Origin of the sequence: Pseudomonas sp. FP215 (assembly GCF_030687795.1) — a bacterium.
In the GTDB taxonomy this organism is placed as follows: domain Bacteria; phylum Pseudomonadota; class Gammaproteobacteria; order Pseudomonadales; family Pseudomonadaceae; genus Aquipseudomonas; species Aquipseudomonas salmasensis.
This window is the reverse complement of the sequence record NZ_CP117447.1, coordinates 5,492,073-5,514,149: the sequence shown is the minus strand read 5'-3', so window position 1 is coordinate 5,514,149 and position 22,077 is coordinate 5,492,073. Positions and strand designations below refer to the sequence as shown.

The 22,077-nt window shown below is 60.9% G+C and carries 19 protein-coding genes; 12 read left to right on the top strand and 7 right to left on the bottom strand.

The features are described from left to right. Positions 1-2 precede the first annotated feature (2 nt). Genes folE through PSH76_RS24955 form a run of 3 tightly spaced genes read right to left on the bottom strand, consistent with a single transcriptional unit; the run spans position 3 to position 1,909 of the window. Positions 3-563 carry a GTP cyclohydrolase I FolE gene (folE, locus tag PSH76_RS24965; protein ID WP_305493075.1) on the bottom strand — a complete coding sequence of 187 codons (561 nt, stop codon included), beginning with the start codon at positions 561-563 and terminating at the stop codon, positions 3-5. 20 nt (positions 564-583) lie between these two features. Next, positions 584-1,294, bottom strand: coding sequence for a dihydromonapterin reductase (gene folM / locus PSH76_RS24960; protein ID WP_305493074.1), 711 nt, complete (start codon positions 1,292-1,294; stop codon positions 584-586). 57 nt (positions 1,295-1,351) lie between these two features. Then, on the bottom strand, positions 1,352-1,909 hold the full coding sequence (locus PSH76_RS24955) for an antibiotic biosynthesis monooxygenase (RefSeq protein WP_305493073.1): 558 nt from the start codon (positions 1,907-1,909) through the stop codon (positions 1,352-1,354). Positions 1,910-2,122: 213 nt separating this feature from the next. On the opposite strand from PSH76_RS24955, the gene PSH76_RS24950 reads away from it, so the two are divergent. Further along, a complete protein-coding gene (locus PSH76_RS24950; RefSeq protein WP_305493072.1) occupies positions 2,123-3,091 on the top strand; it encodes a MerR family transcriptional regulator in 969 nt (322 codons plus the stop codon). Here PSH76_RS24950 and PSH76_RS24945 read toward each other — a convergent pair. After that, positions 3,082-3,687 carry a hypothetical protein gene (locus tag PSH76_RS24945; RefSeq protein ID WP_032895350.1) on the bottom strand — a complete coding sequence of 202 codons (606 nt, stop codon included), beginning with the start codon at positions 3,685-3,687 and terminating at the stop codon, positions 3,082-3,084. The genes PSH76_RS24950 and PSH76_RS24945 overlap by 10 nt on opposite strands. A gap of 58 nt (positions 3,688-3,745) precedes the next feature. Then, positions 3,746-4,213 (bottom strand): PAS domain-containing protein, encoded by a 468-nt coding sequence (locus PSH76_RS24940; protein WP_098950398.1) that lies wholly within the window; start codon positions 4,211-4,213, stop codon positions 3,746-3,748. Positions 4,214-4,342: 129 nt separating this feature from the next. On the opposite strand from PSH76_RS24940, the gene PSH76_RS24935 reads away from it, so the two are divergent. From PSH76_RS24935 to PSH76_RS24905, 7 genes are all read left to right on the top strand, one after another. Further along, positions 4,343-4,798, top strand: coding sequence for a flavodoxin (locus tag PSH76_RS24935; protein ID WP_032895352.1), 456 nt, complete (start codon positions 4,343-4,345; stop codon positions 4,796-4,798). Between the two features lie 175 nt (positions 4,799-4,973). Then, positions 4,974-5,756, top strand: coding sequence for a class II aldolase/adducin family protein (locus PSH76_RS24930; protein WP_044268349.1), 783 nt, complete (start codon positions 4,974-4,976; stop codon positions 5,754-5,756). Then, the gene (locus PSH76_RS24925; RefSeq protein WP_305493071.1) at positions 5,756-6,658 is read left to right on the top strand and encodes an alpha/beta fold hydrolase; all 903 of its coding nucleotides are present in this window, start codon (positions 5,756-5,758) and stop codon (positions 6,656-6,658) included. Before PSH76_RS24930 ends, PSH76_RS24925 begins: the two co-directional genes overlap by 1 nt. Positions 6,659-6,776: 118 nt before the next feature. Next, complete coding sequence (locus PSH76_RS24920) at positions 6,777-7,688, top strand: SDR family oxidoreductase (protein ID WP_032895355.1); 912 nt, start codon at positions 6,777-6,779, stop codon at positions 7,686-7,688. 481 nt (positions 7,689-8,169) lie between these two features. Then, complete coding sequence (locus PSH76_RS24915) at positions 8,170-9,960, top strand: DUF1302 domain-containing protein (protein WP_137203867.1); 1,791 nt, start codon at positions 8,170-8,172, stop codon at positions 9,958-9,960. A 27-nt stretch (positions 9,961-9,987) separates the two neighbouring features. Then, positions 9,988-11,346 carry a DUF1329 domain-containing protein gene (locus PSH76_RS24910; RefSeq protein WP_098950403.1) on the top strand — a complete coding sequence of 453 codons (1,359 nt, stop codon included), beginning with the start codon at positions 9,988-9,990 and terminating at the stop codon, positions 11,344-11,346. A 670-nt stretch (positions 11,347-12,016) separates the two neighbouring features. Beyond that, complete coding sequence (locus PSH76_RS24905) at positions 12,017-14,512, top strand: LuxR C-terminal-related transcriptional regulator (protein WP_305493070.1); 2,496 nt, start codon at positions 12,017-12,019, stop codon at positions 14,510-14,512. On the opposite strand, the gene PSH76_RS24900 is transcribed toward PSH76_RS24905, so the two are convergent. Beyond that, the gene (locus PSH76_RS24900) at positions 14,509-15,384 is read right to left on the bottom strand and encodes a helix-turn-helix domain-containing protein (protein ID WP_305494492.1); all 876 of its coding nucleotides are present in this window, start codon (positions 15,382-15,384) and stop codon (positions 14,509-14,511) included. The genes PSH76_RS24905 and PSH76_RS24900 overlap by 4 nt on opposite strands. Before the next feature lie 136 nt (positions 15,385-15,520). Here PSH76_RS24900 and PSH76_RS24895 point away from each other — a divergent pair, with 136 nt between their 5' ends. Next, positions 15,521-16,423, top strand: coding sequence for a DMT family transporter (locus PSH76_RS24895; RefSeq protein ID WP_305493069.1), 903 nt, complete (start codon positions 15,521-15,523; stop codon positions 16,421-16,423). A 313-nt stretch (positions 16,424-16,736) separates the two neighbouring features. Here PSH76_RS24895 and norR read toward each other — a convergent pair whose 3' ends face one another. Continuing rightward, on the bottom strand, positions 16,737-18,284 hold the full coding sequence (norR, locus tag PSH76_RS24890) for a nitric oxide reductase transcriptional regulator NorR (protein WP_305493068.1): 1,548 nt from the start codon (positions 18,282-18,284) through the stop codon (positions 16,737-16,739). Between the two features lie 147 nt (positions 18,285-18,431). Here norR and hmpA point away from each other — a divergent pair, with 147 nt between their 5' ends. The 3 genes from hmpA (at position 18,432) to cyoA (ending at position 22,077) form a co-directional block, all read left to right on the top strand. Continuing rightward, positions 18,432-19,613 carry an NO-inducible flavohemoprotein gene (hmpA, locus tag PSH76_RS24885; protein WP_305493067.1) on the top strand — a complete coding sequence of 394 codons (1,182 nt, stop codon included), beginning with the start codon at positions 18,432-18,434 and terminating at the stop codon, positions 19,611-19,613. A 221-nt stretch (positions 19,614-19,834) separates the two neighbouring features. Continuing rightward, positions 19,835-20,341, top strand: coding sequence for a disulfide bond formation protein B (locus tag PSH76_RS24880; RefSeq protein ID WP_003194055.1), 507 nt, complete (start codon positions 19,835-19,837; stop codon positions 20,339-20,341). 794 nt (positions 20,342-21,135) lie between these two features. Then, on the top strand, positions 21,136-22,077 hold the full coding sequence (gene cyoA, locus PSH76_RS24875) for a ubiquinol oxidase subunit II (RefSeq protein WP_003194054.1): 942 nt from the start codon (positions 21,136-21,138) through the stop codon (positions 22,075-22,077).

Genomic DNA, 22,077 nt, shown 5'->3' with positions numbered 1-22,077 from the left:
TGCTACTTGCTCCGTCCAATCAGTTGCAGGAACTCCATACGGGTGGTGTTCGACTCGCGAAAGGCGCCGAGCATCACCGAGGTGTTCATGGTTGAATTCTGTTTCTCCACGCCGCGCATCATCATGCACATGTGCTTGGCTTCGATCACCACCGCCACGCCGGCGGCCTGGGTCACGTCCTGGATGGCGTCGGCGATTTGCCGTGTGAGGTTTTCCTGGATCTGCAGGCGCCGGGCGAACATGTCGACAATGCGCGCCAGTTTTGACAGGCCCAGCACCTTGCCGGTCGGAATATAGGCCACATGGGCCTTGCCGATAAAGGGCAGCAGGTGATGCTCGCACAACGAATACAACTCGATGTCCTTGACGATCACCATCTCGTCATTGTCAGACGCAAACAGCGCGCCGTTGACGATTTCTTCCAGGTTCTGCTCATAGCCATGACACAGGTACTGCATGGCCTTGGCGGCACGCTTGGGCGTATCGAGCAGGCCCTCGCGCTGTGGGTCTTCGCCCAGGCCCTTGAGGATTTCGCGGTAGTGGTGGGGCAGGGATAAGGTCATACAACATCCTCAAAAACGGCTTACTTGATATGCCGCCCACCGTTGACGGTCAGGGTGGTACCGGTGACATAGGGGTTGTCCAGCAGGTAACGCACGCTCTGGTAGATCACCTCGGGCCCGGGCTCGATGCCCAGGGCTGACTTGGCCAGGACCTTGGTGCGATAGGCCGCGTCATCGCCTTCGTTGAACATCACCATCGCCGGGGCGATGCCGTTGACCTTGATCAGCGGCGCAAACTGCGCGGCAAACGATAACGTGAGGCTGTCGAGCCCGGCCTTGGTGGCGCAATAGGCGATGTGCTGCCGGCTGCCCTTGCGCACCACGTCATCGCTGATATGCACGATATCGGCGGGTGTCGAACGTTGCAGCAAAGGTGAACAATGCAGGTTGATCAGGTACGGCGCAAGCATGTGCACGCTGAACATGTCGATAAAGGCACGGCTTTCGTCGCCTGGGGTTTCGGCGACCCAGGTTGAAGCGTTGTGGATGATTGCGCGCAGGCTTTGGGTATGGGTTTTGACTGCGCCAATGAAAGCCAGCACGCCGGCTTCGCTGGAGAAGTCGGCAAACACGCCGATGGCACCCCGTTCACGTAGCGCCTGCACGCCGGGGCGTTCGCTGCGGTAGCTGAACATCACGGCTTGGCCTTCATCCAGCAGGCGCTCGGCGCAATGCAGGCCGACACGCTGGCCGGCACCGGTGATCAGGATCGGAGCGTTGGTTGCATTCATGGGAGGCTCAAGTCGCTGGCAGGCTCAAACTATACCAGCGCCCCGGCCTCCCTGTACTCAAGCGGCGGCTTCGGTGACCTTGCGAGTGGGCGAGGGGTGCAGCCAATTCGCCAGCAGATGGGTCGACAGCGGTATAAAGAGGTAGACCATCAACGGGGTCAGGGCAGCGGTGCTGACCAGTACGCGGCTGAACAGGTCCAACTCGCTGAGCAGCGGCCCCAGGCCGAAGTTGAACAGCAACGATACCGGGAAAAATGCCAACCAGATGGCCACGGCCTGTTTCCAGCGTGGCGGGCGGGCACCTACTGCGCCAAACCAGCCATCGATACCGCTGACACGGTGCTCCGACGGGTCGGCAAACAGCTCGCTGCCTCGGCTCAGCCACGCGCTGCGCGAAGCGGAGAACTCCCACGCATGCAGGGTTTTTTCATCGGCAAAGCGGAAGATGATCTGGAACTCATCATCATGAGGCGGCGGGGCCAGCACGCCGGAACCCAGGTAACCGGGGAAGTCAGTCGCCAATTGCTCGCCTTCGCGCAGCCAGGCCATCAACTCTTCGTAGCGACCCTTGGCCACGCGGCGCGCAACCATCAAGGTGACGGGTGAGGTAGACATCGTATATCTCCAAATCAGCAAGTGCGCCGAGCCGGGTAGGCTGTGCACGGGCGAAGCTGCGGGGTGGTGCAGCGACGCAAAAGAACAGGCAAGGATTATTCCGGATTTGCCCAAATACGCCAGAAACTTCGGATGGATCGCCGTAGATCTTGAATCATTCAGTTCAATCGGCGTTAAATGGTATTCAAATTCATACAAGTTTTTTGACCGCTGATGCCCGAAATCACTGCGCCTCTTCGCGAAACGACACCCGACAGCCACACTGACTGCGAGGGGCTGTTTCCGATTCGTGAAGTGGCAAGACTCACAGGCGTAAACCCGGTGACCTTGCGTGCCTGGGAGCGTCGCTACGGTTTGATCCAGCCGGTACGCACCGAAAGTGGGCACAGGCTGTACTCAAGCACCGATATCGACACCGTGCACCGCATCCTCGACTGGATCGAGCGGGGCGTGGCGGTGAGCAAAGTCGGTAAGCTGCTGGCGCGCGACCCACAGGCCAACGAACCGGCCACGGCGTCACGCAGCGATACTGAACTGGAGTGGCGCCAGTGGCAGGCGCAACTGCGGCTGGCCATCAGTGCCTTTGATGATCGTGAGCTCGACCGGTTGTACGGCCAGATCTTCAGCGTCTATTCGACGACCGTGGTGTTCCAGGACATTTTGGTCCCGCTGTGGCAACAGTTGTTACGTCACCAAGGCCGCTTTGGCCAAGCCAGCGAGTGGCTGTTCTTCGACAATTTCCTGCGCTCGCGCGTCGCACGGTGCCTGCAAGTGGCCAGTGCCTCGCCAGCGCCCAGGGTGATGCTATCAGCCATTGCCGGAGAGTGCCGTGAGCTGGAGTTACTGGTGGCGGGCTTGTTGATGTCGAGCGAGAAGCTGGCGGTCAAGGTCCTGGGCGTTGGCCAGCCACTGGATGAGTTGACGCTGATCTGCGAGCGCACCCGGCCGCGAGCCCTGGTGCTTTTTTCCAACCATGCCCCTGGCACAGAGTTGGCGTCGCGGCTCAATCGCCTGGCCTTCACCCTCGATTGCCCGTTGTTACTGGCTGGAGAAGCGTCGGACCTGGCAGAACACAGCCTGGCAGGGTCGTCGATTGGTTGCCTGGGCAATGATGGACGCTTGATGCCGCGCCGCTTGCAGCAACTGCTCAGCGGCCATCCGGGTACCGAGCCTCAGGCGTGAACGTGAGGATGCACCAGGCGGTGTTGGTGCAGGATGAACTGGCGTAGCCGTTCGATCTCATCGGCATCGCTCTGGCTCAGGCGATAAGCGAACAGGCCTCGGGCGGTTTCGCGCTCCAGCGTGCCGCGCAGGGCGATGCGCTCGTAGCCGGAAGGGCTGAACCACAGGGAAAAGGTCTTCGGCGGTTTGACCCGGCCACGCACTTCTACCAACACACCTTTGAATGACACTTCGTGCACCCACAACGCGCTGGGGTAGCCCTTGATGTTTTCCAGCGCCACCGGCGTTTCAAGGGCCAGGCGCCACGGGCGGATCATCGGCCCGTCTTCAAAAATGCTCGGTACGCCCAGGCGCAAATGCACGGCATGGAACTCATCTTCCACCAGGTGCAACGGGAAGGTGAGTTGCTGGTTGTCGAACTGCGCCTGGATGGTGACCTGGTCGTGAGCCGCTAGCCGCGTGAGCAGGTCGCGAATCTGAGCGCCGCCATTAACCGTCAGGCTCGACCATGCATCCCGCAGGTTGAGCTGCGGGTTGTGTTGCATGTCCTGGATAAAATCCAGTTCGTCCTGCGTCAATAGCGTGTCGCGTTGCATTGATCTAGCTCAAGGCTGAGGCATTAAAAAGCCATTATCGCTCTAAAGACCGCGTTTTTTACAGTTTGTTAAATCCACTCGTCGCCTTGAGTGCCGCGAGCTCGCTCTTGAGCTCGGCTAACTGGGCTTCCAGTTGGGCGACGCGCTGTTGGGCTTTGACTTGAGTGGTGACGTCTTTTTGCACGCCGACGAAATACGTTTGCTTGTCGACCTCGTTGTACACGGTCGAAAGCGACAGTTCGTTCCAGAAAGGTGTGCCGTCCTTGCGGAAGTTGCGCAGGATCTCTCGGCAGGCGCCGCCGCTGTCGAGCGCGTCACGAATGGCCATCAAGGCCGGTTGGTCGCGGTCGCCCGCCTGCAGGAAACGGCAGTCCTGATAGAGAATCTCGTCCAGCGTGTAGCCGGTCATCCGTTCGAAGGCCGGGTTGACGTAGATCAGTGGTTTGTCCCGGCCTTCGCGTTCGGCAACGACGATCCCGTCATTGGACGCATTGACGACCATTTGCAGCAGTTTGGCGTTAATCATAGAGCGGTCCCTGGCCTGATTTTGACCTTGCCAGTTTATGGCAAGTCTCGAATGTTGCACGGTGCGCACTGAAATATTGGCACAGGCTGCTAATATCCCACGCTTTCACTCAACTACAGGATCAGATTGATGAAAGTCGCCATCCTTTCCGGCTCGGTCTACGGTACGGCTGAAGAAGTCGCTCGCCACGCGCAAGACATCCTCAAGGACGCAGGTTTCAACGCCTGGCACAATTCTCGTGCCACGCTGGCAGAGGTGCTGGCCTTTGCTCCCGATGCATTCCTTGCCGTGACCTCGACCACCGGCATGGGCGAGCTGCCCGACAATCTGATGCCCCTGTATTCGACCATTCGTGACCAACTGCCCCCCGCCTGGCGCGGCCTGCCAGGTGCAGTCATCGGCCTGGGCGACGCCAGCTATGGCGATACCTTCTGTGGCGGTGGTGAACAAATGCGCGAATTGTTCGCCGAACTGGGCATCCGCGAAGTGCTGCCAATGCTGCGCCTGGACGCCAGCGAGAGCGTCACCCCGGAAGCTGACGCCGAGCCTTGGCTGGCCGAGTTGGTCACTGCACTGCGAGGCTGAACCCCAGGGAGCGCCGTTATTGACGGCGCTTGTTTGACCCATATCTGTACTATTCTCATGACTGACTCGCTCAGTCATCAAGCTGGCTGCCAAGGCAACTCCTTGCACCTCGGCGTCTGACTAGACTGGCTCTCACTTTAGACACCCTAAGAAGTGCGCCAAGGAGGTCATTGCCATGAGCCTAGCCCCTGCTCCATCGCCACAAAACGTCAAAGCCCAGGTCAGCGCTGCCGAATGGCAAACCCGCGTGGACCTGGCGGCCTGTTATCGGCTGGTGGCCATGCACGGCTGGGATGACCTGATCTTTACGCATATTTCGGCCAAGGTGCCGGGCACTGAAGATTTCCTGATCAACCCCTATGGGCTGATGTTCCATGAGATCACCGCGTCGAGCCTGGTCAAGGTTGATCAGGCCGGCAATAAGCAAATGGACAGCCCCTACGAGATCAACCCGGCGGGCTACACCATCCACAGCGCCATCCACGAAGTGCGCCATGACGTGACCTGCGTGCTGCATACCCACACCGCTGCGGGTGTGGCGGTATGTGCGCAAAAGCAGGGCGTATTGCCCATCAGCCAGCAATCGCTGTTCGTGCTGTCCAGCCTTGGCTATCACGCCTATGAAGGCGTGGCGCTCAATCACGAGGAAAAGGCCCGCCTGCAAGCGGATCTGGGCCAGAATAATTTCCTGATGCTGCACAACCACGGCCTGCTGACCTGCGCCGGTAGCATCGCCGACACCTTCCTGATGATGTTCACCTTCCAGCGCGCCTGCGAGATCCAGGTACTGGCCCAGAGCGGCGGCACCGAGTTGATCGCCATCGAGCCGCAGATTCTGGCCGGTGCCAAGGCGATGGTGGCAGCTGTCACAAAAAGCGCCCAAGGTATGGGCGGTGCGCTGGCTTGGCCGGCACTGCTGCGCAAATTGGACCAACAGGACCCCGGGTATAAAAGCTGATGCCACTCGCCGAGATACCGCTCAGAGCCTGGCGCAAGCGCGGCCAGGACTTCGTCTTTCGTGGCCACACCGTGCGGTATTGGGTGGCCGGGCAGGGCGAGCCGTTGCTGCTGATTCATGGTTTCCCTACGGCCAGTTGGGACTGGCACTACCTGTGGCAGCCCCTGGCCCAGCGCAACCTGGTGATCGCCTGCGACATGCTCGGCTTTGGCGACTCGGCCAAACCCTTGAACCACGAGTATTGCCTGCTGGAACAGGCCGATCTGCAACAGGCGCTGCTTGAGCATCTGCGGGTAGAGCGGCCGGTGCATGTGTTGGCCCATGATTATGGAGACAGCGTCGCCCAGGAATTATTGGCCCGGCATTACGAGGGGCGGTTCCAGATGGCGAGCTGTGTATTTCTCAACGGCGGGCTGTTTCCGGAGACCCATCGGCCGGCGCTGGTGCAAAAGCTATTGCTCAGCCCGTTGGGCTGGATGATCGGCCGGGCCTTTGGGCGCAATGCCTTGGCCAGCAGTTTCAACCAGATCTTCGGCCCCCAGACGCGACCCAGTGAAAGTGTGCTGGATGATTTCTGGAGTTTGATCAGTTGCAACGACGGCCCGCGTATTCTGCACAAACTCATCGCCTATATTCCCCAACGCCGTCGCCTGCGCGAGCGCTGGCTGGCGGCCATGCAGCGAGGCGAAGTGCCGCTGCGGGTGATCGACGGCGAGGTAGACCCGATTTCCGGTGCCCATATGGTCGAGCGCTATCGCCAACTGGTGCCCGAGCCCGACACGATAAGGCTGGCCAATATCGGCCACTACCCGCAGATCGAGGCGCCGGTCCAGGTACTCAGGCACTACCAGGCGTTTCGTGAGCGCATCGGCCAGCCTTCACCGCGTGCGGCCTATTCCTGAGCCTGCGCATCATCCCGCTGCCTTATCAGGCACCATTCAGCCTTGGCCGTCTTTATTGTGACCAAAGGCTGCGTGCGTGACACTCTGCCTATTCCCATTGTCGCCAGCGGAGTTCGGTATGAGTGAGTCAGTGCAGTTCCAGGATAAGGTCGTGATCGTCACCGGTGCCGGTGGTGGCTTGGGCCAGGCCCATGCGCTGCTGTTCGCCAAGCACGGGGCCAAAGTGCTGGTCAACGACCTGGGGGGCTCAACCCAAGGCGAGGGCGCCAATGCCTCGGCGGCCGACCGGGTGGTGGCGCAGATTCGCGCGGCGGGCGGCATTGCCGAAGCCAACCATGACTCCGTCACCGACGGCGACAAGATCGTACAGAACGCCCTGGATGTTTTCGGCCGGGTCGACGTGGTAGTCAACAACGCCGGGATCCTGCGCGACAAGACCTTCCATAAAATGGATGACAGCGACTGGGACCTGGTTTACCGGGTGCATGTCGAAGGCGCCTACAAAGTCACCCGCGCCGCCTGGCCGCATTTGCGCGAGCAGGGTTATGGCCGGGTGATCTTTACGGCGTCGACGTCCGGTATCTACGGCAACTTTGGCCAGTCCAACTACGGCATGGCCAAGTTGGGCCTGTATGGCTTGACCCGCACCCTGGCGCTGGAAGGGCGCAAGAACAACATCCTGGTCAATGCGATTGCCCCCACCGGTGGCACGCGCATGACCGAAGGGCTGATCCCGCCGCAGGTGTTCGAGCGCCTCAAGCCGGAACTGGTCAGCCCACTGGTGGTTTACCTGGGCAGTGACGCCTGTGAGGAAACCGCAGGCTTGTTTGAAGTGGGTGGCGGCTGGATCGGCAAGACCCGTTGGGAGCGCAGCCTGGGCGTGGGCTTTGACCCCGAGGCCGGTTTTTCGCCGGAGGATGTGGCCGCGCATTGGCAGCAAATCTGCGACTTTGAAGGGGCTGCGCACCCCAAGGACAACATCGAGGCGTTGAAGGAAATGATGGCTAACTTGCAGAAGTTCAGCCTCTGATCATTGCCGGTAAATCAATGAATCCCACGGGGCGTCGATGACGCCCCGTTTTATTTTTGGCATAAAAAAGGCCGCTGCATAGGCAGCGGCCGAAGTAAGACGTTGGATCAAGGAGCGACAAATCAACGTCAGTGAACACCGGGAACAGACTGATTACTGGATCAATCCGCTATAAATCAGCTTTTCTCCCCAATGCGGGAGCGGGCTGTTTGCCCTGAAAGCCAGGCAAGAATAATCGGTTGTAACAGAATGAGTAATAGCAAATCGGGACAAGGACTGTTACCGGATCGGCAATAATTACAAGGCGTCATCGATTCTTCTGATAACCCTTCATCCATCGCATGCATGCCACCAGGCCAACGCCCGGCCAGAGAACCCCATCATCCTTTCGGGCGACAACACGAATACCTCCTTGGTGCGCTTATCGCTCCTCAAGGGCGGCAGTAGGGTGGGGCCTTCTGTCACTCACCGGGGAAGACGCATGACAAAAACAATAATGCGCGCCATCTTCACGCCACAGGCGCTGGCCACTGCGGTTGCGCTGGGCTGCTGTGCCCAGGCGCAGGCTGTTTCGTTCAACATCGGCGAGATCGAAGGGCAATTCGACTCCTCGCTGTCGGTCGGCGCTAGTTGGGGCATGCGCGATGCCGATAAAAGCCTGGTCGGCACCGTCAATGGCGGGACGGGCCAGGCGTCCACCGGGGATGACGGGCGCCTCAACTTCAAGAAGGGCGAGACCTTCTCCAAGATCTTCAAGGGGCTGCACGACCTTGAATTGAAGTACGGCGACACCGGCGTGTTCGTGCGTGGCAAGTATTGGTATGACTTCGAACTCAAGGACGAAGACCGCGAGTTCAAGCCCATCAGCGACCACAACCGCAAGGAAGGCGCCAAATCCAGCGGTGCGCAGATCCTCGATGCCTTCGTCTATCACAACTACTCCCTGGGCGACCTGCCCGGCACCGTGCGTGCCGGCAAGCAGGTGGTCAGTTGGGGCGAAAGTACCTTCATCGGCAACTCCATCAACAGCATCAACCCGATCGACGTGTCGGCGTTCCGCAGGCCCGGTGCCGAGATCAAGGAAGGCTTGATCCCGGTGAACATGCTGTTTGCCTCCCAGAGCCTGACCAATCAACTGACCGTGGAAGGTTTCTACCAACTGGAATGGGACCAGACGGTACTCGACAACTGCGGCACCTTCTTCGGCGGGGACGTGGCGGCGGATGGCTGCACCAATAACTACACCGTCGGCAGCCCGGCGATCCGACCGCTGCAACCGGTGGCGGCGGCCTTTGGCCAAGGGTTTGGCGTGACCAATGAAGGCGTGATTGTGCGGCGTGCCGGTGACCGCGATGCGCGCGACTCCGGCCAGTTCGGCGCGGCCCTGCGCTGGCTGGGCGATGACACTGAATACGGCCTGTACTTTATGAACTACCACAGCCGCACACCCACCGTCGGCACCCTGACCGCCAATACCAACCTGGCCACCATCGGGCGCATCATCAACACTGCCAACGCCCTGGCACCCGGTTCCGGGGGCGGTTTGGCGCAAAGCACCATGCTCGGCCGCGGCCAGTACTACCTGGATTACCCGGAAGACATCCGCCTGTTCGGCGCGAGTTTCTCCACCACCTTGCCCACGGGCACGGCGTGGACCGGCGAAATCAGCTATCGGCCCAATGCGCCGGTGCAGCTCAACACCACCGACCTGACCCTGGCCCTGGTCAACCCTATTGCGGGCCAACTCGCCTCACCCATCCGCAGCAATTTCGGCGATGACAACAAAGGCTACCGCCGCAAGGAAATCACCCAGATCCAGAGCACCATGACCCAGTTCTTCGACCAGGTACTGGGCGCCGAGCGCCTGACCCTGGTGGGCGAAGCGGCGGTGGTGCACGTCGCCGGCCTGGAAGACAAAAGCAAACTGCGCTACGGCCGAGACTCGGTATACGGCGCCTATGGTTTTCAAGGTGACACCGACGGTTTTGTCACCTCCACCTCGTGGGGCTACCGGGCGCGGGCGATCCTTGACTACAACAACGCCATTGCCGGTGTGAACCTCAAGCCCAACCTGTCCTGGTCCCATGACGTGGCCGGTTACGGCCCCAACGGGCTGTTCAACAAAGGGGCCAAGGCCATCAGCGTCGGCGTGGATGCGGACTATCGCAGCACCTACACCGCAAGCCTGAGCTACACCGATTTTTTTGGCGGTGACTACAACACCCTGACCGACCGCGACTTCCTCGCCCTCAGCTTCGGCGTGAACTTCTGATCTGGCTTAAAAGAAGGACAAGACCCTATGCGTAAGATGATTGCAGTGTTGGCCCTGAGCGTATTGGCCGCCAACGTAATGGCGGCGGTATCGCCCGAAGAAGCCGCCAAGCTCGGCACTACCCTGACCCCGGTCGGCGCCGAAAAAGCCGGCAACGCCGATGGCTCGATCCCTGCCTGGACCGGCGGTATCCCGAAAAACGCCGGCGCAGTGGACAGCAAGGGCTTCCTGGCTGACCCCTTCGCCAACGAAAAACCGCTGTTCGTGATCACCGCCGCCACGGTGGAAAAGTACAAGGACAAACTCTCCGACGGCCAGGTGGCGATGTTCAAGCGTTACCCCGAGACCTACAAGATTCCGGTGTACCCCAGCCACCGCACGGTCAACTTGCCGGCGGACATTTACGAGTCGATCAAGCGCAGCGCCGTGAATGTGAAGGCGATCAACGATGGCAACGGCCTGGAGAACTTCACCGGTAACCGTTACTACGCGTTCCCCATCCCGAAGAATGGCGTGGAGGTGCTGTGGAACCACATCACCCGTTACCACGGCGGCAACCTGCGGCGCATCATCACCCAGGCCACGCCCCAGACCAATGGCAGCTACACGCCGATCCGCTTCGAAGAGGAAGTGGCGGTGCCGCAAGCCATCCCGGATATCGACCCGGCCAAGGCCGCCAACGTGCTCAGCTATTTCAAGCAATCGGTCACCGCCCCGGCGCGGCTGGCGGGCAACGTGCTGCTGGTGCATGAAACCCTCGACCAGGTGAAGGAACCGCGCCTGGCCTGGATCTACAACGCCGGCCAGCGCCGGGTGCGGCGCGCGCCGCAGGTGTCCTACGACGGCCCAGGCACCGCCTCCGACGGCCTGCGCACCACCGACAACTTCGACATGTTCTCCGGCGCGCCCGACCGTTATGACTGGAAACTGGTGGGCAAGAAGGAGATGTACATCCCCTACAACAGCTACAAGCTCGACTCGCCGAGCCTCAAGTACGACGACATCATCAAGGCCGGGCACATCAACCAGGACCTGACCCGTTACGAACTGCACCGCGTGTGGGAAGTGGTCGGCACCGTCAAACCCAGCGAGCGGCACATCTACGCCAAGCGCCACATGTACATCGACGAAGACAGCTGGCAAGTCGCGCTGGTGGACCACTACGACGGCCGCGGCCAACTGTGGCGCGTTGCCGAAGGCCATGCGCAGTTCTACTACGACCACCAGGTGCCGGCCTACACCGTGGAAACCCTGTACGACCTGATTGCCGGGCGCTACATCGCGCTGGGCATGAAGAATGAAGAGAAGAGCAGCTTCGTGTTCGGCTTCGCGGCCAAGGCGGCGGACTACACCCCGGCGGCGTTGAGGACGGAGGGCGTGCGCTGATTGCGCATCGAAGTGAGGTTGAAAATGTGGGAGCTGGCTAGCCTGCATTAGCCATAGGTCTCTACACAACGCTGTCGCAATCAACGGTAACCACGATGCGAAGCGAGCCGCCCTTGATCTTGCTCTTGATCTGCTTGTGATCTTGATCTCAGGCGCCCCGTTAAACCACGCTGGCCGGAATTCGACAGGGATTTGGGGGGTAAACCGGCAGGGATGCCGGTTTAGCCGCCCCGCGCCATGGATGGCGCGTGGCGGCGGCCCCCCAAATCACTGGCGGATTACGGGCACACCGAGCCCAGGCGAGGTGCCGAGTGGTGGGGCAAGAGCGCTTTGCTTACTTTCGCGCTTTTCGAAAGTGAGCCGCCGTCAGGGCGGAACCCTAGGTGGCCGTTACCTAAATAACGGATATGTACCCGGTCCAACTGTGTTGACTGTTAGGCCGCCTTCGCAGGCAAGCCAGCTCCCACATTTGGACTGCGGCGCGTCAGCTAGATCAGCGTCGTACCGAAGTGGTGTAGATACCGATGGCCATCCCAGGCAACCCAGCTCCCACACCGAATGGTGTCCACCGCGATTTTTATGGTCTTCAATCACCCCGCTGAATACTTCTTCAACAACCGCCAACCACAGGTCTAGGGTGACGCAACAATAAAAACAGCAGGATGCAGCAATGACCGCCATGACCCGCTGCCTGGACCGTCCTGGATGCATGCCACGGCTGTCCGCCCACCACCTGTTGCGTCCGCGCTTGTCACAGCCTTTGCTCGCGGCGCAGGCGCGTGTGAAGTTGCTGTGCGCGCCGGGTGGCAGTGGCAAGAGTGCACTGCTCGCCGAGTGTGCATTGCAGGCGCCGGCGGGGTGCCTGGTTCATTGGATGCCGCTCCATGGCGCAGCGCTCAGCCCGTTGGAGTTGTGCACACGGCTGGCGCAACACCTGGGCCTGGTGTTTGTCGATGAAGCCACCTTATTGCTCGACCTCAGCCACTGGTCCAATCCTGCATGGCTGTTTCTGGATGATTTCTGCCGCCTGCCGGCTCCCGAATTGGACGCGTTGCTCGACCGTCTGCTCAGCGCCAGCAGTGCGCAACTGACGTGGTGGCTGGGTGCGCGACGGCGCCCGGTGTGCAACTGGCCGCGCCTGTTGTTGGAGGACGAACTGCTGGAATGCAGTGAGTTGTCGTTCAACGCTGCGGAGGTCCAGGCACTGCTCGCCCCAGGGCAGAGCGTTGACAGCGTGATGCAGTTCAGCGGCGGTTGGTGTGCCGGTGTACGCATCGCCGCGCTGGGCGATAACCACCCCGACAAGACCTTGCTGGATTACCTGCAACACGAACTCTTCAGTACCTTGCCGGCGCCATTGGTCGAAGCCTGGCATGTATTGGCCCACCTGCCACGCTTCAACCCAGGCTTGTGTGAACACCTGTTCGGCCATGGTGACGGCGAACAGTACCTGCGCGAGCTACAAGCACTCGGTGCATTTATCCAGCCCTGGGAAGGCACTGGCGACTGGCTGCAGGTGTTTGCACCGCTGACGCGACTGCTGCGCGACGAACCCTGGCCGGCCAAGCGTTCGTGGCACCGCCGCGCCTGCCAATGGTTCAGCGCCGAGCGCGACTGGCAAGCCGCCTTCGAGCAGGCGTTGCTGGCGCAGGAATATGAAGTGGCGGTGAGCCTGTTGCAGCACTTCAGTTTCGAGGATTTGTTTCGCCAGCAGAACGCCGTACTACTGTTGCGCCTGCATGAACAGCAGGGCGGTGAACTGATGTTGGGCTCGGCGCAGTTGGTGGGGCTGCTCACGGCCGCGTTGTTGTTTGCCGGGCGCTTCGAACAGGCAGCCTTGTGCATCGACCAACTGGCCCGCTTTGCCCCGCAACCCACGGCCGCCGCGCAGCGCTATCTGCTGGCGCGCTGGCAGGCGCAATGGGGCTGGTTGCTGCATTTGAGCGGCGATGCCGAACGCGCCAGCGAGCATTTTCTTGAAGCCCTGCAAGCGCTACCCGACAGCGCCTGGACATCGCGTCTGATGTGCCTGTCGGGCTTGACCCAACAAGCCTTGCTGCGCGGTGAGTTGGAGGCCGCCCAACGCTTGAACCGTGAAGCACTGTGCCTGGCTCGGTCCCACGGTTCGCTGGTAATGGAGGCCCTGCTGGAGTTGGATCACGCCCAATTGCTGGAGCAGCGTGGCGCGCCGTACCGGGCACAGAGCCTATTGGAGACGGTGCAGGCGATGTTGGCCGGGCAACGGCTCACCGCCGGGCCGTTGGTGGGGCGTATTGTCTTGCGCCGCGGGCATCTGGCTTTGCGTCAGGGCCAGGACGGCCTGGCCGCCGAATGTTTCGAGGCTGGCTTGAGCATGTGCCTGCAGAGTCAGGACAAGCGCGTGTTGTATGGTTTTCTGGGCCTTGCGTTGTTGGCAGCCAATCGTGGCGACTACGCCCAGGCGTTCATTCAACTGCGCGACGCCGAGCGGCTGATGCAGCAGCGTCAGGTCCCCGACACGGTGTACCGCGCGGTACTGCTATTGGTCAGTGGGCACTTCTGGTTGCAGCAAGGTCGCGCCGAGTTGACGGTGCAAGCCGTGCGCCGGGTGTTACGCCACTTTCGCGGACCTTGCGCCAAGCAGGCACCGCCGGCCACCTTGGAGCTGATCCCGCGCCTGGAGTATTTGCTGGTGCTGGCCGAGGTCAAGCTGGGTTGTGCCGAGCAACCTATCGCGCGGCTTAATGCTTTGCTCGACACCTCACGGCAACGCGGCATGTTGTGCCTGGAAACCGAATTGCACCTGGTGCTCGGTGAAGTGACCTGGCAGCTTGGCGACCCGGCGTTGGCGCGCCGGTCGCTGCAAGCTGGCTTGGCGCTGGCGGAGCGTTGCCAGGTGCAGCAGGCGGTTCGCGAGTTGCGTTTGCGCGCGCCGGGGCTTTTAAGTGAGCTGGGCCTGGAGCCCCAGGCTGCGCCTGCCGGGGCGGCGCAAAACCCGCTGAGCCAGCGTGAGCTGGAGGTGCTGCAACTGATCGCGCTCGGCAACTCCAACCTGGAAATCGCTGATCGCCTGTATATCTCCCTGCACACCGTCAAGACGCACGCGCGGCGTATCCACAGCAAACTCGGGGTAGAGCGACGCACCCAGGCGGTGGCCAAGGCGAAGACGTTGGGCTTGATGGTCTAGGCGCAGAATGCCTGGCGGTATTGACTCGGCGTGGCGCCCATAGCGTGGCGAAAACGCTGGTTGAAATGGCTGGCGCTGGAAAAACCGCACAGCAAGGCCACCTCACTGATCGGCAAAGCACTGCTGCGCAGCAGGTTTTGCGCTCGTGCCAGGCGCCGTGCCAGCAGGTACTGATGGGGCGGCACGCCGAAGCTCTGGCGGAACATCCGGGCGAAATGGTATTCGGACAGCGCGCACATGGCGGCCAACTGGCCGAGGCTGATGGCGTCTTCCATATGCTGGTCGATGTACTCCACCAACCGCCGTCGTTGGTGCGCGGCCAGCCCGCCTTTCAAGCGCAAGCCTTCGCGGGCGCCGACCTGGCTGAGCAAGGTATGGCTGAGCAGTTCATGGGCCAGGCTGCTGGTCAGCAGGCGCTCGCCGGGCTCGTGCCAGTTGAGGCTGACCAACTGGTGAAAACGCCGGGCCTGGAAGGGGTCTTCGAGGAAGGTGCCCTCACGCAAGTGCAGCTCCCGTGGCTCACGGTCCAGCAGGGTGACGCAGCCGAGGGCAAATTGTTCCGGGCTGAAATACAGGTGGGCCAGGCGAATATCGCCATTGATCACCCAGGCCGACTGATGCTCGGCCGGCAGGATGCACAGTTTGTCGGGGCCGCCCTTGAGGCTCGGCTGATCACGCCGAAAGGTGCCCGTGCCGCCGCCGATGTAGCAGGACAAAGTGTGATGGCTGGGGGCCTGGTAATCCTGGGCGTCATGGTGGTTGCTCCACACGGCCGCAGCCAACCCGTCACCGAGCTCGGCGCAAGCTTGCAAGCGTGCGTGGGGCGAGCGGTTGAGGGCTTGGAAGACGTGCAGCGATTGCAGCTCTGGCATGGTGTGTTCTCCGACGCCTTGCATCCTACGCTCCACCGCTGGCGCTGTGAGCCCATCGCCCGACAAAAGCGCAAGAATGTGCAAGAACGTTATCCGGGGGGAGGACCACACTGTGGCTCAATCGACGGAGCCGGCTATGAATCTTTTCCTGTATTTACTCACGGTGCTCATCTGGGGCACCACCTGGATCGCCCTCAAGTGGCAGTTGGGCGTGGTGGCGATTCCGGTGTCGATTGTCTATCGCTTCGGCTTGGCCGCCCTGGTGCTGTTCGTGCTGTTGTTGCTCAGCCGCAAGTTGCAGGTGATGAACCGACGCGGGCACCTGATCTGCCTGGCGCAGGGGTTGTGCCTGTTCTGTGTCAATTTCATGTGTTTTCTCACCGCCAGCCAATGGATCCCCAGTGGCCTGGTGGCGGTGGTGTTTTCCACGGCGACCTTGTGGAACGCGCTCAATGCCCGGGTGTTTTTCGGCCAGCGGGTGGCGCGCAACGTGCTGATGGGCGGGGCGCTTGGGCTGCTGGGGCTGGGCTTTTTGTTCTGGCCGGAGCTGGTTGGGCATACCGCCAGCCCGCAAACGCTGCTGGGCCTGGGCTTGGCGCTGCTGGGCACCCTGTGCTTCTCGGCGGGCAACCTGCTGTCCAGCCTGCAACAGAAGGCCGGGCTCAAGCCGCTGACCACCAATGCTTGGGGCATGGCCTATGGGGCGGCGATGCTGGCGACCTATTGCGTCGTGCGTGGCATTCCCTTCGGGATGGACTGGAGTGCACGGTATATCGGTGCGCTGTGGTACCTGGTGATCCCGGGCTCGGTGATTGGTTTTACCGCTTACCTCACCCTGGTGGGCCGCATGGGGCCGGAGAAGGCGGCGTATTGCACGGTGCTGTTTCCGGTGGTGGCGCTGAATGTATCGGCAGTGGCCGAGGGTTACCAGTGGACGGCGCCGGCGTTGATGGGGCTGGTGCTGGTGATGCTGGGGAATGTGCTGGTGTTTCGTAAGCCTCGGGCCATCGTGCCAGACCTTAAGGCTAGCCAAGCCTGAATGTGGGAGCTGGCTTGCCTGCGAAGACGGCCTCACAGTCAACGCAGCTGGATTGTGTGTATATCCATTGCTGCGGTAACGGCCGCTTAGGGTTCCGCCCTGACGGCGGGTCACTTTTGGAAGGACCCAAAAGTAACCAAAAGGTCCTCGCCCCACCACTCGGCACCTCGCTTGGGCTCGGTGTGCCCGTAATCCGCCAGCGTGGTTTAACGGGGCGCTGAGATCAAAAGCAGATCAAGATCAAGAGCGACTCGCTTCGCATCGTGGTTACCGTTGGCTGCTACAGCCCCGACATTTGACTGAGGTGCCTGCTTTATTTGAGGCCCAGCCGCTTGGCCATGCGTCCCAGGTTGGCGCGGTCCAGGCCCAGTTCGCGGGCGGCGCTGGCCCAGTTGTGCTGATGACGCTCCAGGCAGGCGCTGATGAGTTGGCGCTGGTAGTGCTCGGTGGCCTGGCGCAGGTCGCCGCTGACCATGGGCAGGGCTTGGTCCGGTGCTTGTTCGGCCACCGCCGCAGCCACGTCGGGCAAGTCCAGGTCCAGGGCGCTCAGGCTGAGAATCTTCGGGCGCTCGCGGCAGTTGCCCAGGGCTTTCAACGCGCTGCGCCCGATCAAATGCTCCAGCTCGCGCACATTGCCGGGCCAGTTGTAGGTCAGCAGTGCCGCCTGGGCGTCGCCGGTCAGGCGCAGGCTGCCCAGGCCCATGCGCGAACGGTTCTGTTCGAGGAAGAAGCCTGCCAACAGCAGCACATCACGCCCGCGCTCGCGCAGCGCCGGCACTTGCAGCGGGTAGACGCTCAAACGGTGGTAGAAGTCGGCGCGGTAGCGGCCATTGCGTACCTCTTCGGCAAGGTCGCGGTTGGTGGCGGCAATCAGGCGCACATCCACTTGGTGCTCCTTGTCCGAGCCCAGGCGCTGCAACTGGCCGCTTTGCAGCACGCGCAGCAGCTTGGCCTGCACGGTCAACGACAACTCACCCACTTCGTCCAGGAACAAGGTGCCGCCATTGGCCAGTTCGAACTTGCCTCGGCGCTCGTTCAACGCGCCGGTAAAGGCGCCGCGCACATGCCCGAACAGTTCGCTTTCGACCAAGGTCTCGGGCAGGGCGGCGCAGTTGAGGCTGATCAGCGGTTTGTCGGCGCGCGAAGAGGCGGCGTGGATCGCCTGGGCCACCAACTCCTTGCCGACCCCGGTTTCGCCGGTAATCAGCACGGTCAGGTCGCTGCCGCCGACCAAGTTGATTTCCTCGACCAGGCGCTTGTGCGCTTTGCTCTGACCGATCATTTCCTTGTGCTGCTGGCCGCTGGCCTGGCGATAGATCTCGGCGCGCTGATGCTCGTCTTCGGCCCGCAGTGCCAGGCGTTCGATGCGTTCAGCCACGTTGACGGTGGCCGCGGCGAGGCTGGCGAAGGCTTGCAGGGCGTCCAGCTCGACCCGTTCAAACCGCTCGGTATCGAGGGCGTCCAGGGTCAGCAGGCCCCAGGGCTGGTCGTCGATAAACAGCGGGCAGCCCATGCAGTCGTGGACTTCCAAGTGGCCATGCAAACCGGCGACCAGGCCGTCATAGGGGTCGGGCAATTCGCTGTCACTGTCGAAGCGGGTAGGGCCGGGGCTGCTCAGCAGGATCTCGAAGCGCGGATGTTCGCTGACCTTGAAGCGTCGGCCCAAGGTATCGGCGCTCAAGCCGTCCACGGCCAACGGCACCAACCACTCGCCATCCAGGCGTAACAACGCGGCGGCGTCGCAGGGCAGCAGGGCGCGCATGGCTTGCAGCAGGCGTCGGTAGCGCTCGCCTTCGGGCAAGTCCCGGGACAGGTCAGCGACCAGTGGCAGCAAGGTGGTGAGCAGGGGTTGTGCAGTCATAATGACTCCTTGTAGTCCTTATGACTATAAAGTGTAGGAAGTCATACTGACTACAGAATATTTAACTTGTTGAAATTAAAGGATTTATAAGTTGGCACGATTACTGACTGCTTTAAGGCAATCAGTAAGAAGACCCAGGAGTCTCCCATGCTTAGTGCCCAAGACCGTGCAATCATCAAATCTACCGTGCCCCTGCTGGAAAGCGGCGGCGAAGCGCTGATCACCCACTTTTATCGCATGATGCTGTCCGAGTATCCCGAGGTCCGCCCGCTGTTCAACCAGGCCCACCAGGCCAGCGGTGACCAGCCTCGCGCCTTGGCCAATGGCGTGCTGATGTACGCGCGGCATATCGACCAGTTGGACCAATTGGGCGACCTGGTGGCCAAGATCATCAACAAGCACGTGGCCTTGCAGATCTTGCCGGAACACTACCCTATCGTTGGGGCGTGCTTGCTGCGGGCTATTTCTGAAGTGCTGGGCAGCGAGATTGCCACCCCCGAGGTCATGAGTGCCTGGGGCGCGGCCTACGGCCAGTTGGCAGACATTCTGATCGGCGCCGAAGCGGCTATCTACGACGAAAAAGCCCAGGCGCCCGGCGGCTGGCGGGGTGCGCGGCCGTTCCTGCTGGTCAAGCGCGTGGAGGAGAGCGACGAGATCATCTCCTTCTACTTCGCACCGGTGGACAACGGCCCGATCCTGGCCGCAGCCCCCGGCCAGTACATCGGCCTGAAACTGGTGCTCGATGGCGAGGAAGTGCGCCGCAACTATTCCCTGTCGGCCCTCACCGACACTGGCCTGTACCGCATCAGCGTCAAGCGCGAAGCGGGTGGGCGGGTCTCCAATTACCTGCATGACCAGATGCATGTCGGCGCGACCATTGACCTGTTCCCACCGTCGGGCGAGTTCACCCTGGCTGCCAGTGATAAACCGCTGGTGCTGATCAGCGGCGGGGTAGGCATTACGCCCACACTGCCGATGCTCGAAGCCGCCCTGGCAACCGAGCGCCCGGTGCACTTCATCCATTGCGCCCGTAACGGCGGGGTGCATGCGTTCCGTGACTGGGTGGACGCCCTGGCGGCCCAGCATCCGCAGCTCAAGCGTTTCTACTGCTACGCCGAGGATGACGGCATCAGCCCGGCGGCAGACAAGGTCGGCATGCTCAACCAGGAGCAACTGGCAGCCTGGTTGCCCGAGCAGCGCGACATTGATGCCTACTTCCTGGGGCCCAAGGGCTTCATGGCGGCGATCAAGCGCCATCTCAAGGCGCTGGGCGTGCCGGAGAAGCAGGCGCGGTATGAGTTCTTTGGGCCGGCGGCGGCGCTGGAATAAAGTTGGCCAATTGACCGTATCGGCATCATCGCGGGCAAGCCCGGCTCCCACAGAGGATTGCATTCCAATGTGGAAGCCGGGCTTGCCCGCGATGGCGTCCGCGCAATCACTACATTTACCACCATTAATCCGCCGTTAACCCCTCTCTGTTTTAACCACTGCCTGTGTGTAAACTTGTTGCCATCAGGCACAACCATAATCAGAGAAAGGGAAAGACGGGGATGATTGACGACATGCGTTTAGGCAGGGAGCGGCGCTTTCTGGTGTTGCTGGGCATCATCTGCCTGGCGCTGATTGGCGGGGCGCTGTACATGCAAGTGGTGCTGGGCGAAGCACCGTGCCCGCTGTGCATTCTGCAACGCTACGCCTTGCTGCTGATTGCGCTCTTCGCGTTCATTGGCGCCGCCATGCGCACCAAGGGCGCGCTGACGTTCTTTGAAGGGTTGGTGGTGCTCAGCGCCTTGGGTGGCGTGGCTGCGGCCGGCCACCATGTGTACACCCAGTTCTTCCCCCAGGTCAGTTGCGGTATCGATGTGTTGCAACCGATCGTCGACGACCTGCCCCTGGCCAAGGTGTTTCCCCTGGGCTTCCAGGTCGATGGCTTCTGCAGCACTCCTTACCCGCCGATCCTCGGCCTGTCCCTGGCCCAATGGGCGCTGGTGGCATTCGTGCTGACGGCGATTCTGGTGCCCCTGTGCATCTATCGCAACCGTCACCCCAAAGCCTGAGTCACTGCGGTTGCCAAACGCTCCGTTCCTTCTGAATGAAGGCCGGAGCGTTTTTGTTTGTAGGGATTTGTGAAAGCACCGTGACGAGGGGCAACGGAAGGTGCGCGCAGCGTGCGACATGTTGTCACACGGACGCTGTCGCAGGACGTTTCTGACCCGCCAAATCGGCCCTTAAATTTGCACCCAGCGCACAAATTGTGCTGTCAGTTCGTGGTTCGTGCGGTGGCCCGATTTGTGTGCGGCCCCAACCCCTGCAGCCTCTATGAATGCCTTGTTTTATGGGGACTTGGACGGCATCCGCATGCCCTTACAAGCCGTAAGGGAAGTGGCACTGTGCCCAATAACACGGCAATTTTTGTGGTTTTTGTTGAGAATCGAACACGATAAGATCGCGAATCTTTGCAACTTTGGTGAAGGATTGTTGCTGGAATCGATAAAAATTATTTCTTTATAAGACATGGTTTATACATCGCTAGCTAACTACAATCGCCCGCACTGAATGTCCGGTGCTGTTCAATATTTGAGCATTGGAGCGGTCGAGGAGCAGATGGAAGGCTCAATGCGACCCCAGGTTCCGGCAGCCTTTCAACTATCCGCACCAAATGGAATTGGTCTGTAACAAGGCCTTTAGCCACGAAATCGAATAAGAACTCACTGCAGGTCCGTGAAACGTACAGTCATGACGTGTCGGACAGGCTCTTATTCAATCGAAGAGAAATGCCAACCCTTGGCAGGGTGAAGTGTTGGCGATCAAAACCCAACTGCATTGCGCAAGCTGCTTTAGAGGTCGTGAGATGAGTAAAAACAGGTACCCCCGATTACTAGGCTTTTTGCCGCTGCTTGGCATGATGTTAATGCTGGGAGGCTGCAAGTGGACCTTGCTCGACCCAAAAGGACAGGTCGGTCTGGATGAACGAAACCTGATCATCACCGCTACCCTGCTGATGCTGCTGGTTGTGGTGCCTGTGATCGTGATGACCTTCGCCTTCGCCTGGAAATACCGCGCGTCCAACACCAGCGCTACCTACGCGCCGAAGTGGTCGCACTCCACCAAGATCGAGATCGCGGTGTGGCTGGTTCCGATCCTCATCATCATCGCCCTGGGTTACATCACCTATAAGTCGACCCACGCGCTGGACCCGTACCGTCCGCTGGAATCCGACGTCAAGCCTGTGAACATCCAAGTGGTCGCGCTGGATTGGAAGTGGCTGTTCATCTACCCGGACCTGGGTATCGCCACTGTCAACGAGATCCGCTTCCCGGAGCACACCCCGCTTAACTTCCGGATCACCTCCGACGCCGTGATGAATTCGTTCTTCATCCCTGCACTGGGCGGCCAGATCTACGCGATGGCAGGCATGCAGACCCGCCTGCACCTGATCGCCAACCAGAAAGCTGAAATGGAAGGCATCTCCGCCAACTACAGCGGCGCTGGCTTCACCGGCATGAAATTCAAAGCGATCTCGACAAGCCAGGAAGATTTCGACGCCTGGGTAGCTGCAGTCAAGGCCGCACCTAAACAGCTTGATCAAGCTGAATACGACGCTCTGACCAAACCGAGCCAGAACAACCCTGTCGCCTTGTACTCCGCGTATGAGCCGGACCTGTTTCAGAAAATCGTCGACAAGTACGAAGGTATGAAGCCAGGCAAGCCGGTCAAGCACGAGAAGAAAGAAGTGGCCGTGGTTGAAGGTTCTGATACGGGCGCGCATTCAACTGCTGGGGCAGAGGAGTAA

Bases quoted from the DNA above. Each gene is read 5' to 3' on its own strand.
- PSH76_RS24945 (WP_032895350.1), bottom strand. From the start codon at position 3,687: ATGCAACGCGACACGCTATTGACGCAGGACGAACTGGATTTTATCCAG.
- PSH76_RS24925 (WP_305493071.1), top strand. From the start codon at position 5,756: ATGCCACTCGCCGAGATACCGCTCAGAGCCTGGCGCAAGCGCGGCCAG.
- PSH76_RS24915 (WP_137203867.1), top strand. From the start codon at position 8,170: ATGACAAAAACAATAATGCGCGCCATCTTCACGCCACAGGCGCTGGCC.
- PSH76_RS24900 (WP_305494492.1), bottom strand. From the start codon at position 15,384: ATGCCAGAGCTGCAATCGCTGCACGTCTTCCAAGCCCTCAACCGCTCG.
- PSH76_RS24950 (WP_305493072.1), top strand. From the start codon at position 2,123: ATGCCCGAAATCACTGCGCCTCTTCGCGAAACGACACCCGACAGCCAC.
- PSH76_RS24935 (WP_032895352.1), top strand. From the start codon at position 4,343: ATGAAAGTCGCCATCCTTTCCGGCTCGGTCTACGGTACGGCTGAAGAA.
- PSH76_RS24895 (WP_305493069.1), top strand. From the start codon at position 15,521: ATGAATCTTTTCCTGTATTTACTCACGGTGCTCATCTGGGGCACCACC.
- PSH76_RS24905 (WP_305493070.1), top strand. From the start codon at position 12,017: ATGACCGCCATGACCCGCTGCCTGGACCGTCCTGGATGCATGCCACGG.
- PSH76_RS24955 (WP_305493073.1), bottom strand. From the start codon at position 1,909: ATGTCTACCTCACCCGTCACCTTGATGGTTGCGCGCCGCGTGGCCAAG.
- folE (WP_305493075.1), bottom strand. From the start codon at position 563: ATGACCTTATCCCTGCCCCACCACTACCGCGAAATCCTCAAGGGCCTG.
- norR (WP_305493068.1), bottom strand. From the start codon at position 18,284: ATGACTGCACAACCCCTGCTCACCACCTTGCTGCCACTGGTCGCTGAC.
- cyoA (WP_003194054.1), top strand. From the start codon at position 21,136: ATGAGTAAAAACAGGTACCCCCGATTACTAGGCTTTTTGCCGCTGCTT.
- PSH76_RS24940 (WP_098950398.1), bottom strand. From the start codon at position 4,213: ATGATTAACGCCAAACTGCTGCAAATGGTCGTCAATGCGTCCAATGAC.
- folM (WP_305493074.1), bottom strand. From the start codon at position 1,294: ATGAATGCAACCAACGCTCCGATCCTGATCACCGGTGCCGGCCAGCGT.
- hmpA (WP_305493067.1), top strand. From the start codon at position 18,432: ATGCTTAGTGCCCAAGACCGTGCAATCATCAAATCTACCGTGCCCCTG.
- PSH76_RS24920 (WP_032895355.1), top strand. From the start codon at position 6,777: ATGAGTGAGTCAGTGCAGTTCCAGGATAAGGTCGTGATCGTCACCGGT.
- PSH76_RS24880 (WP_003194055.1), top strand. From the start codon at position 19,835: ATGATTGACGACATGCGTTTAGGCAGGGAGCGGCGCTTTCTGGTGTTG.
- PSH76_RS24910 (WP_098950403.1), top strand. From the start codon at position 9,988: ATGCGTAAGATGATTGCAGTGTTGGCCCTGAGCGTATTGGCCGCCAAC.
- PSH76_RS24930 (WP_044268349.1), top strand. From the start codon at position 4,974: ATGAGCCTAGCCCCTGCTCCATCGCCACAAAACGTCAAAGCCCAGGTC.